General features: G+C 50.3%; 8 protein-coding genes. 3 read left to right on the forward strand and 5 right to left on the reverse strand.

Translation table 11 applies throughout. The features are described 5' to 3' along the window. Positions 1–365 precede the first annotated feature (365 nt). A complete protein-coding gene (rimO, locus tag MRY86_RS06935; RefSeq protein ID WP_293565531.1) occupies positions 366–1,679 on the reverse strand; it encodes a 30S ribosomal protein S12 methylthiotransferase RimO in 1,314 nt (437 codons plus the stop codon). Positions 1,680–1,811: 132 nt separating this feature from the next. Next, the gene (locus tag MRY86_RS06940; RefSeq protein ID WP_293565533.1) at positions 1,812–4,487 is read right to left on the reverse strand and encodes a 5'-nucleotidase C-terminal domain-containing protein; all 2,676 of its coding nucleotides are present in this window, start codon (positions 4,485–4,487) and stop codon (positions 1,812–1,814) included. A 448-nt stretch (positions 4,488–4,935) separates the two neighbouring features. Between MRY86_RS06940 and MRY86_RS06945 the strand changes: the two genes are divergently transcribed. Then, complete coding sequence (locus MRY86_RS06945; RefSeq protein ID WP_293565535.1) at positions 4,936–5,310, forward strand: TonB-dependent receptor plug domain-containing protein; 375 nt, start codon at positions 4,936–4,938, stop codon at positions 5,308–5,310. A 4-nt stretch (positions 5,311–5,314) separates the two neighbouring features. Here the strand turns inward: MRY86_RS06945 and MRY86_RS06950 are convergent, their stop codons facing one another. Then, positions 5,315–6,121, reverse strand: a complete 807-nt coding sequence (locus MRY86_RS06950) for an ABC transporter permease (protein WP_293565537.1) — start codon at positions 6,119–6,121, stop codon at positions 5,315–5,317. Positions 6,122–6,126: 5 nt separating this feature from the next. Next, complete coding sequence (locus MRY86_RS06955; RefSeq protein ID WP_293565539.1) at positions 6,127–7,020, reverse strand: ABC transporter ATP-binding protein; 894 nt, start codon at positions 7,018–7,020, stop codon at positions 6,127–6,129. Positions 7,021–7,159: 139 nt separating this feature from the next. Here MRY86_RS06955 and MRY86_RS06960 point away from each other — a divergent pair, with 139 nt between their 5' ends. Further along, entirely contained in the window at positions 7,160–8,710 is a 1,551-nt protein-coding gene (locus MRY86_RS06960) for a cryptochrome/photolyase family protein (protein ID WP_293565541.1), read from the forward strand. 61 nt (positions 8,711–8,771) lie between these two features. Continuing rightward, on the forward strand, positions 8,772–10,733 hold the full coding sequence (locus tag MRY86_RS06965; protein ID WP_293565543.1) for a PKD domain-containing protein: 1,962 nt from the start codon (positions 8,772–8,774) through the stop codon (positions 10,731–10,733). Positions 10,734–10,736: 3 nt separating this feature from the next. Here the strand turns inward: MRY86_RS06965 and MRY86_RS06970 are convergent, their stop codons facing one another. Beyond that, positions 10,737–11,918, reverse strand: a complete 1,182-nt coding sequence (locus MRY86_RS06970; RefSeq protein WP_293565544.1) for a ribonuclease D — start codon at positions 11,916–11,918, stop codon at positions 10,737–10,739. Between the last annotated feature and the right edge of the window lie 20 nt (positions 11,919–11,938).

The raw sequence follows: 11,938 nt of genomic DNA on the forward strand, positions 1-11,938 counted from the left end.
TAGTCGCACTAGTACCAACCATGCAAAGCCTCAAGGGCCAAACATATCAATTGTTAAACCAACAGGTAATTTGCAATGTAGAACTTGAAGGTGAAAGAGGGAATATAGTCAACATGCTGCCACGGCTGAAACACCATAGCAAAGTTAATAGCTCATTGGTTTTCTAAAGATACCGAATGAAATCCATCTTACAAAACAGCCACTTTGAAAAGAAGGTTGATTAAGTAGTATTGCGAACCCTTTCCTTTGCTTTGTACCGTTTCAAATGTAAACCCAAAGGGTAAAGATTCCGAGAGGAATTCAGTAAACCAGCGGTATACACTCAGGGAAGGGGGCTATTTTCTCAGGGGATGGAAAACAGGCTGTTATCCCACCACCTCCCCAAATAAATCATAATCCGTAGCCTCCGTAATGCGAACTTCCGCAAAATCACCCACCCGCACATAATGCTCGGCGGCTTTCACCAGGACTTCGTTGTCGACCTCGGGGCTGTCGCCCTCGGTACGGCCGACGAAAAACTCGCCTTCCTTACGGTCGAAGAGGACTTTCAGGGTCTGCCCTACTTTCTCCTGGTTTTTGGCTTCGGAAATGGATTGTTGGATTTCCATGATGCGGCTGGCACGCTCGGCTTTGACCTCGGCGGGCACATCATCTTCGTACTCGTGAGCGATAGTGCCTTCTTCGTGAGAATACTGGAAAACGCCGAGGCGGTCGAACCGCATTTCTTCCACGAAGTTGCAGAGGTCCTGGAATTCTTCTTCAGTCTCACCGGGGAAGCCGACAAGAAGGGTGGTGCGCAGGGTCAGGCCAGGTACTTTCTCACGGGCAGTGCGGACCAGCTCCACGGTTTCCTCCCGGGTAATTTGCCGGCGCATGCGGTCGAGCACGGCGTTATTGGCGTGCTGTAACGGCATATCAAGGTAGTTGCAGACCTCGGGGCGCTCTGCCATTACATCGAAAATCTCAGTTGGGAATTTGCTGGGGTAAGCATAGTGCAGACGGATCCACTCAATGCCTTCCACATCAGCCAGGGCATGGAGCAAACGGGGCAGCTCGCGTTTTTTGTAGATATCCAGCCCGTAGTAGGTCAGCTCCTGAGCAATGAGCATCAATTCCTTGACGCCAAAACGGGCAAGGTTTTTGGCTTCCTCCACCAGTGCCTCGATAGGCCGGGACACATGCTTGCCGCGCATCAGGGGGATGGCACAAAAAGCGCAGGTCCGGTTGCAGCCTTCAGATATTTTCAGGTAAGCATAGTGCTGAGGCGTAGTGGTGATGCGCTCCCCGATCAACTCATGTTTGTAGTCAGCATTGAGTTTGGCCAAGAGGCCAGGCAGCTCCAGGGTGCCAAAGTAGGCATCCACTTCGGGGATTTCCTGCTCCAGGTCGTCTTTGTAGCGCTGAGAAAGGCAACCGGTAACATAGAGCTTGTCAATGCCGCCCTGCTTTTTGATCTCCGCATAATCCAGAATGGTATTGACAGACTCCTCCTTGGCCAGGTCGATGAAGCCGCAGGTGTTCACGATGACCACGTTAGCGTCCTCTTCATTGCTGTCGTGCACCACCTCGTAGTCATTGCCCCGCAACTGAGTGATGATATTCTCAGAATCCACCAGGTTTTTGGAGCAGCCCAGGGTAATGACGTTGACTTTATCTTGCTTTAAGGTCTTGGTTTTCATCGCGATACATCCATTTAAGCGCGCAAAGATACATTGATCTGCGCGATTCTTCAACCTTCGGAGGGCAAAAAGAATAGGCTGGAGCAAATCATGTTGCCCCAGCCTGAACCCTGGCCAATGGTTAGCGTTTACTTATTGCTTCACTACAGCAAATGCAGTTTGCTTGCCGTTAGCACGAATTACAACGATGTAAGTACCTTGTGGCTGTTTCATGGTGTACTGAACTTCTTGCAGCCCAGCATCCAGCCCCCCTTCAAACAGGCGACCCAACTCCTGTCCATTCAGGTCATACAGTGCGACCTCTGCTCTGCCTTCCGCTTCCATTTCAAAACGGACAGTCAGGTCACGTTCAACTGGGTTAGGGAAATAGCTGACGCCCATTGCTTCATTGGATACCGCTAGCGATTGCAGCCCACCGTTTGTCAGGCTCATCAACTGCATAATGCGGCCCTCTCCACCTTCAGGGTAATCTTCAGCAGAAATAACGCCATTCAGGACCTGTACCAGGTAGTTCGCAAGTGCCTGCTGATAAGTGATGCCCAGGGAAACAAAATCAGCGCCGCGGAATGGGTACTGATCGCCGCCTCTGGCCAGGAAATTGATCGTGGCCACTGTAATGTCCGGGGCACCAGCTACAATAGCGCCATCCTCTATGATTGAGGTACCGTCGTCCAGCGTAGCACTGACTACCCGGCTACCTGGTGTCACTACATTGCCATCCCCATCCAGTTCCTGAGGTGTTCCGGACAGGTCATACACAAAGCTAAATCCAGCTACTTGCGCAAAGCGACCACTTACGCCTTCTACTTGTGAGACAGCATTTTCCAATACTTCCTTGAACTGTGCAGCTGGCAAAGGTTCAACGATGGAAACAAAATTGGAAAATGGCAGCATGTCAAATGTCGTCAGCTCAGAAATATCACTGCCCGCAGCAATTATCGTATTGTTACGGATACCGCCACCGTTCTGAAGAGCGACCTGAGGCGTATTCGCGTTGAACTCCCCTGCAAGCTGCACGGCTTGCCAAAGCAAGGCATCTGCGATGAGGTTCCCCTGATTGGTCTCGCGGGTACGCACTTCCTGACGGACACCATTAAGCGCGACTTCCGTTATCGCCAGGATATTTTCCGCCAGATTGGCTACATAGGCAGCTACCGGGTCCACAATAGCTTCCTGAATCGTAGCATCTGCGTTCTCTGTATCGATCCGCACCGGATTGCTTTCCTCACAGACACTCACCACATCTCCGTTTTTATCAAATTGCACAAAGAGCTGACCTACATAACGATATTCGCCTGCCGTGGTTACCACATAGACCGTTTCGCCATCAACATCAGCTACTTCAAGCGGATAAGGGCCTCCTACAGAAAGGCCGGGCAGTGTGTCCGCAGGGTTATTCGTCAACAATTCGTCGCCTCCGCCGGCAATAACGATATCTACACCACTAATTTCTTTAATCAAAGCGGTATCCTGGTTAATTCCCTGCAAATGGCTGATGAGGATAATTTGCTCTGCGCCTTCCATTTCAAGTGCCGCCACTTGTTCCGCTACGATAGTTGTAAGTGCAGTATCTACCTCTACACCCCGTGGGCTGGAAATAAAGGGCAAGTCTGTCGTCGTCAAACCAAAGACCCCGATTTTTACACCATTCCGGTCAATGATCTTCCGGGCAGCAATTTTTCCATCCATAGCTAATTCCTGCAAGCCCGCTTCTGCTGAGAAGTCAAGGTTAGCGCTCAAAAAAGTAGCCTCGCTACCGGCAGTAGTGCCTTCAATTAGGCGCTCCAGAATTTCCGGGCCGAAATCAAAATCGTGATTGCCTATTGCAATAGCGTCATAGTCCAGTTCCTGCAGCAAAACAGCATCATAAAGCAGGGCATCTGCCGGCAATTCAAGGCTGGCGTTAAATTCCGGGCCAGGAAGAAAGTTGTCTCCGGAAGACAATAAAACACTCGCTACACCAGAGGCGTCACGAAGGGAATCCACCGTGAAAGCAAAGCGCGCGGCTCCGCCAAAAGCTTCAAGACCGGCACCGGCATTCACCAACTGAGATTCTCCGTCATTATTGTGAAGGATCTGCAAGGTGAAAGTTTTGTCGCTATCCGTGTAGGTGATGAAATTTTCCGAAAGTTCATAGCAGATGCTGGCCAGATCTACCGCAGCGGCATTATCTCCAACCTCAGCAGTGATAGCGCCTGCATAAGCCAGCCCCCAAATGCGGACGTTACCCGCATAGTCAAACAAGGTGGCTTCATCAGCTGGCAGGAGGTCCAGAATGGTATTTTCCTCATCTGTCACCACATACGCATAATCAGTAGTGGTGGAGCTTGTGCTGAAAGCTGTGACATCAGCCCGGTCGCTATTGCAGGAAGCTATCATATCTTCCTCGGCAACGGTGCCGCCTTCAATAGTTTCAGTACTGACAGTGACAAAGTTAGAGGAAAGCTCGGCACAAAGAGAAGCTAGCTGTGCGGTAGCAGCATTTTCGCCCACGGTTGCAGTAATTTGCCCGGCGTAGGAAAAAGCCCATACCCGGTACTGCCCAGCAGCGAGGCTGGAAAAATCAAATACGCCTTTGTTGTTGTAATCAAGTAGTGTGTTAGAAACATCGGTTAGTGCAAAAGCAACCGGGGTAGGATAGCTGCTTGCTTCAAATTTAAGGGTACTGACATCCCCAACTGCACAGGTGTACAGCTCGGTTGAGCCGTCATCCGCAGCCACAGTAAGCCCACTCACGCATTGGGCAGAAAGGTGAAAGCTCCCTAGCAATAAAGCCAGAGACACAAGTAAAAATTTTCTAGGATCCATAAAGTATATAAGGATTAAGGTGAAAAAATACGCACCATTATACTGTGCCAGCTATAGCACAGCACATCCTCATTACTGTAGCCAAAACAAGAAAAAATTAGATCATGGGATAAACGAGGGGGGAATTAAATATACTGACGATTAAGTGGTTTGCCACAGCAAACCTACTCAATGCCTGCCTGCGTATTGGTACTTCGGCAGACGGGTCAGCATTTACGCTGGGAAGTGGCTTGCTCCGATGTCGCAAATCCAAGATCCCGACATTTATCGTCGGTGACCTCTTCGTATTGCGTATACATGCTATTAAACGTGAATTTTGGATTTGAGTTAGCAAATTCAATGCTATTCTAAAAAACTTAATACTGAGTTCACATTCGTGCCACAAATAACTTTTCAGGAAGGCATGGCTAAACATTGCAAGATATTTTTCCTTTTATAGAAAATCCAAATGAAAACTTCTGTTGCCCTTCTTTTCCTTTCCCTGTTGGTAATGATGAGCTGTTCATCGACCAGTCAAAGCCCGCAGACGGCAGCCACAATGGGCCGAGGAGACACCACCTACGTCGACAACCCGCAAACGCTCGCTGATGTCCTCATCCGTGAGCCTGGCGTCAGCTTTCAGAGTGGCCAAATTACCGTACGCGGGCAAGCCTATCCGCTGTTTATTGTGGATGGCGTACCGGTTGGCCGCACCTACGGCGACGCGGTCAGCACAGTGAGTATTGAGGATGTCCGGTCAGTGGAAGTGCTCAAGAGTGCTTCCGAAACGGCGATTTACGGCCGGCGCGGTGCCAATGGCGTTATCCTTATCAATACCCGGTAATCCGCTACAAATCGCTGCGGGTGACCCGCCAGTAAGCCAGGTAGAGAAACAAGGCGCTGTAAACCAGCACGGTAATTGAAGCTTCCCAGGGCTGCAAATAGATGCTAAAGCCATACTTTGAGGTGAATTCATCGGCCATTTCCAGGAAAGGCAGAGCAACCAGGTCTTCTACTGCATTCATCGGATAAAAATGCATGCTGCGGTGCTCCACGATTTGCAGGTGTATGCCCCACCTCAGGATAAGCTCTATAAACATGATGTAAGCCAGGTAAAGGAACAGGGCAATCCCTGTACGCCGGATCATAAAGCCCAGAAAGAGCCCAAAGGCCATATACCCGAAGCACATCAGGAAGTACCGGGGTATGTAATCGGCATGCTGCCAGACTTTGTGCCAGTAGATGGCTTCCGTATTTAAGTACCCAATGGTAAAACCACAAAGAGCATAGTACAACGCAGCCAGCAAACTCACCACCACAATCAGGTAAAACTTACTGAGGAAGTACTGTTGCCGGCTCAGCCCGGTGATGATGTTCTGCCGCATAGTGCGATAGCTATGCTCCGTTGTCACCACCACTATCGATAAGAAGCCGAAAAAAAAGAAGCACAACCAATTGCCGATGTAGCCCAGATACTGCCATACGGTAGGGAACATGAAGAAAACCTCATTGGTGTTAATGGGCGGGGGCAGCTCATCAAACCGCAATCCAGTCAGTAATATAGCGGGCAGCAAAATGAGGTAGCAAATTGAAAACAGCCGGAAAGAGGTCAATTTCCGGATTTTCTTCCATTCCAGTCGGAGTAAATACAACATGAGGTTTATTGGTTGGCGGTGATTTCCAAAAATTCAGCTTCCAGGCTTTTCTTTACGATGCGCAGGTGAGAAAGGGTATGCCCCTTGCTGAAGGCCCACTCGTTGATCGCAGCAGCCGGCGTTTCATTTTCCAGGTGCAGCAGCAAGACACCCTCTTCCTGAAGCTCTGCTTTTTTGATACGGCTGTCTGTTTTGAAAGCGGCTTGCAGGCCGGGCATGTCCTCGGCTGCGACTTCCACCAGAAAGTCGTCGCTAATGATCGCACCTACCGTGCCGGAAGCGAGCAGGTGGCCATTTTTGATAATGGCGACATGGGAACAAACCTTTTCCACCTCATCCAGAATATGGCTGGCCATAATGATGGTCTTGCCAGTCTCGGCAATCCGTTGCAGGGTGTTACGGATTTCGGCGATGCCCTGAGGGTCGAGCCCATTGGTTGGCTCATCAAAAATGAGCACTTCCGGGTCGCCGACCATGGCCGAGGCAATAGCCAGGCGCTGTTTCATACCCAGAGAGTAGGTGCGGAACTTGGAAGTGCGCCGCTCGTAAAGATTGACCAGTTTCAACAACTCATCAAAGCGGGGTGCTTTTACCTGTTTGATGTGGGCTACGATCCCCAGGTTGTCGATGGCGTTGAGGTAGGGATAAAAGTTGGGCGTTTCCAGCAAAGCACCTACATGACGGCGGGCATCACGGCCATACTGCCCTTCAAACCACTCGAAGGAACCGCTGTCTGGGTGTGTAATGTCCAGAACCATCCCCAGAGTGGTGGTTTTCCCACTCCCATTCGGCCCAAGGATACCGTAAGCCATCCCCTGCTCCACTTCCAGGCTCAGCTCGTCCACCGCCTTGATGCGGCCGTACTTTTTTGTCAACCCGTTGATTCGTAATACATTCATTTGAGGTCGTTTTTCCAATAGTGAAACTAATAAACGGAATTCAACTGAGCGAATAGCTTTTTTAGGCTGAATAGCCCGATTTTTTAGATGAACCAAGTGACCGGATTCACGTTTCATCCCCGAACACCATCAACTGAATATGTCAAAATCTTACCGCACGCTCCGGCTTGTTTTGGGCGATCAGCTCAATCACAAACACTCCTGGTACGAAGATAAAGAAGCCGATACCCTCTACTTTCTGGCAGAAATGAAAAATGAGACGGGCTATGTCCGGCACCACGTCCAAAAAGTCGTCGGCTTTTTTCTGGCTATGCGCCACTTTGCAGACTACCTGCGCCAGGACGGGCACGAAGTGCTGTACTACACCCTGGATGAAGAGCGCAATCAACATTCGGTGACCGCCAATATTAAAGCGCTAATCGAAAAGTACTCCATTCAGCGTTTTGAATATCAACTGCCGGACGAATACCGCCTCGACCATGAGCTCAAAAGCCTGTGCGGCCAATTGGATATTGAAACAAAAGCGGTCGATACCGAACATTTCCTAACCGCCAGGGACGAGGTGGAATCCTTTTTTGCCGGAAAGAAAACCTACCTCCTCGAAACCTTCTACCGGGACATGCGCAAACGCTACAACATCCTGATGGAGGAAGATGGCAAAACGCCACTGACTGGTCAATGGAACTACGATCAGGACAACCGCAAGAAGCTGCCTAAAAAGCAGGACATCCCCAAACCCCTGCACTTCAAACGCGACGTCACCGAAATCGTGGAGCTGATCAAAGCAGCTGGCGTGGAAACGATTGGCAGAATTGATCCGGAGTACTACTACTGGCCAGTTACCCGAAAAGAGAGCCTGGAACTCTTAGAGCATTTCACCAAAATCCGCCTTCACCTCTTCGGCACCTATCAGGATGCAATGACGGACCGGGATTACCTCCTGTTCCATTCTAAATTGTCCTTCGCCATGAACGCCAAGCTGCTTTCGCCCCTGGAAGTTGTGGAAGCATGCGTCGATTACTGGGAAGAGCATCAGGAGCAAATCGACATCTCGCAAATCGAAGGCTTTGTGCGGCAGATCATTGGCTGGCGGGAATTCATGCGGGGCATTTACTGGGCCAAAATGCCGGAATACGCTACGTTGAACTATTTCGAACACAAGGCTCCCCTACCCGACTGGTACTGGACCGGCGACACGAAAATGAAGTGCCTGCACACCGCCGTCAATCAGTCGCTGGACCACGCCTACGCCCACCACATTCAGCGCCTTATGGTCACCGGCAACTTCGCCCTCCTCCTTGGCGTAGACCCCGATGAGCTTGATCAGTGGTACCTGGGCATTTATATGGATGCCATTGAATGGGTGGAAATCACCAACACCCGCGGCATGAGCCAGTTTGCTGATGGCGGTATCGTGGGGACGAAACCCTATGTAGCCAGTGCCAACTACATGCATAAAATGAGCGACCACTGCACCAACTGCGCCTACGACCGGAAGAAGAAAGTCGGCAAGGATGCCTGCCCTTTCAATAGCCTTTACTGGGACTTTTACGACCGCCACACCGATAAATTAGGCAACAACCCGCGCATCGGTATGATGTACCGCATCTGGAACAAAATGGATAGCGAGCAGCAGGAGGCGATACTCAAGCGGGCTGAATATATTAAGGTCCATATCAACGATTTTTAATATTGAGTTAATCTACGGCAATTAAGCAATCTGTATATTGAGGCTGGAAAACCCCATTTTTATGAAAGCGCCTCAATTCTACCTTATCCTATTCTTTTTGATTGCCCATGTAACTGCGGTCGTCGCACAGACCTACATTATGGGACTAGACACCTTTGTTACCACCTGCTCAGGTGAGTTTTATGACGATGGTGGCCCAGGTAATGATTACCTGCCCAATGGCCTTCATCAGCTCACCTTTTGCCCGGAGGAAAACAACAGCAATATCCGAATCAGCCTGCCAGCGCTGTTCATTGAAGAAGGTGACCTGCTCTGCTTCTATGACGGCATGAATACAACAGCACCGCTGCTCATTTGTAGTGATCAGGTGTTGTATGGACTTGGGTTTACTGTTCAGGGCTCTATGGCAAACCCTTCAGGCTGTATAACTGCCGTATTTGAATCTGACGCCAACGGTAATGGCTTCGGCTGGGAGGGCAGCATCAGCTGTATCGAAGATTGTCAGCCTATTCTGCCTGCTATCGGGCTATCCGAGCCAGCCCTCTCCAACCTGGGAACGCTAGACCTCTGCCCCGGGGATACGATGACGCTAAATGGAACCGCTACCTACCCTCAAAATGGGCTTGGCTACACGCAGTCCGATGAACTTACACACTTCAAATGGATTTTTGGAGACGGAAACTTTGCCGAAGGCGACACCGTGCACCATGTTTATGAATCTTCCGGCGGCTACTTGCTACAGCTCATAGCAACAGACACTGCTGGCTGTACCAATACCTTTTCTCTTCATCAGCGTGTACAAGTGTCGGAATATCCTGCATTCTTCACCTCAGAAGACACCACCACTTACTGTCCGGGAGACACCATAAGCCTGCTGGGCGGCACAGAGAACAACCCTGTGGAGCAAGCCATCGTTTCTGCCTATAATCCCGGTATGACTTTCCTTTACAGTGACGGGCAAAATCAGCAGTTATTCCTGCCTGATGGCAACGGCACAAGCTACACCGGTACTGTAAATGTCAATTCCTTCCCACCCGGCAGCACGATCATAAATGGAAATGAGCTGCAAGGGATTTGCTTGGACCTGGAACACTCCTACGCAGGCGACCTCGATATAGAGATCATCTGCCCAAATGGGCAATCAGCTTACATGATCAATTACGGCACCAGCTCTATAGGCTCCACCAACTTTGGAGAACCCTGGGCAACGGGCCCCGTCGATGTTGAACAAATGGACAGTACCCAGGGCATACCTTACACCTACTGCTTCAGTATGATTAACAATGATTTTGGAACACTCAATAGCGAAGCCGGTAACTTTATATACACTTACACCACTGTACCGAATGCGGAAGGCGAGCAATACACCTATGAGGATCACTATTTTCCAGCGGGCACTTACTTACCTGCAACACCGCTGACAGCTTTGGAAGGTTGCCCTTTGAATGGAGCCTGGACAATACGGGTACAGGATAACCTTTATCAGGACAACGGATGGCTTTTCTTATGGAATATTAATTTCTTCCTGAATACGCTTCCGGCGTTTTCGGCGGATATTAGCAGTACCCAATGGCTTCCTTCTTCGTCGACCCTCTACGTTGACTCTACCGCCCTGATCGCTATTGCCGATACAGTTAATCAAATGACCTTCCGTTTCGAAGCGACAAATGCCTTCGGCTGCCGGTCCGAAGAAACCATAACCATCCCTATACAGCAACCGGACGAAGCTCCCTGCGGAGTGGCGACGCGCGTCAAAGAGCCCCGGTCTAACGACCAGCAATTCTTACTTTATCCCAACCCTGCCCAAACAGAAGTACAAATCTCTTTTCCTGAAGCCTTGAAAAGCAATGGCTTACTCAGGCTGACCAACGCACAGGGAAGCCTCATCAGGCATATTAGGCTGCCTGAGGGCACAACGGAATATACACTTGACCTACAGGGGCTTGCCCCCGGATATTACGTCCTTTCCAGTCAGGCTTATTCCGGGCCGTTTACTGCTCGCCCACTCGTTATTGCGAAGTGAGGGCTAATGCGGCCAAAGCTCAATCCGGTCATCGTGCAAACGCACATCCATTTCTTTTGCCGTAGCCAGCCACTCGGTGAAGTAGGCACCAAGCATCTCCTTGCGCCATCCATCGCCTATGGCTTCCCGGGCCGTTTCTTCTCCGCTCCGAATGGACTTCAGAATCTGACGGGGCACTACCATATTGATGGAAATCTCCTCCTGAATGCAGCGGTACTTGATTACGTGGTAGAGCAGCTCCATGAGGACATCTTCTTCCGGAGAAGTATCAGATTCATATGGCAGGCGCTTCAGGATATCCAGCTCATCGGGAGTAGCTTCCATTTTGTATAGCCTTTCAAACTCATCTCCATACTTTTTGGCCAGTTTATCCGGAATACGACGGTTTTGCTTTAGGGCATTGGCACCGGAGGCAATGCCGCGCACGATGTGACTGATGTATTTGGAAGGCAGCACCATCTCCTTGGAATGATCACGCCGCTCAGCCGTGGCATTGCGCCAGGCAAAAAGCCGGAGCAGGAATACCCGGTCTTTCTTTTTCAGGCTGCGCATGATGTTGCTGTTCAGTGCATCATGGTGAGGGTCCTTGTAGTAGTAGGCTTCTTTTTCCAGGTGGGCAAACTCTTCAGCCGCCCAGTGTGTGCGGCCCCGTTTTTCCAGCTTGCGCTTCAGGGCCTCGTGCAGCTCTGGCAACGGAATGACGTCGTCCAGGGCATACTTCAGGGCTTTCGAATCGAAAGGGCGCTTTTCCCAGTCAGCCACTGCGTACCCCTTCTTTAGGTGCTGACCGGTTTCTCCTTCCACCAGTTTGCGAAAGGAAGTGGGATAATTGTACCCGGCAAACCCGGCAGCAATTTGGGTATCGAAAACATTCTTTGGCAATGTGCCATACAGATTGTAAAGGAGCCGGTAATCATTGTCACCAGCATGGGTGATTTTCTCAATCCTTTCATCTTGAATAAGCATGAGGAAAGGCCCCAGGTCATCCTTCAGCTTAATGGAGTCGATCAGGTAGAGCCCTGCATCAGAAATGGTCTGAATCAGGCAGAGCGTGGTCCGAAAGCGCTTTTCGCCTACGAATTCAGTATCGAAGCCCATCCATTTTAGGTCCCGGTGGGCCTGATAAAAGTCTTCCAGTGCCTCAGGGGTTTCAATCAGTGTGTACGGTGGTAGTCTGTGCGACATCTTGTAGTGCTAAATAACAA

The organism is Phaeodactylibacter sp. (genome assembly GCF_022763345.1).
Lineage (GTDB): Bacteria > Bacteroidota > Bacteroidia > Chitinophagales > Saprospiraceae > Phaeodactylibacter.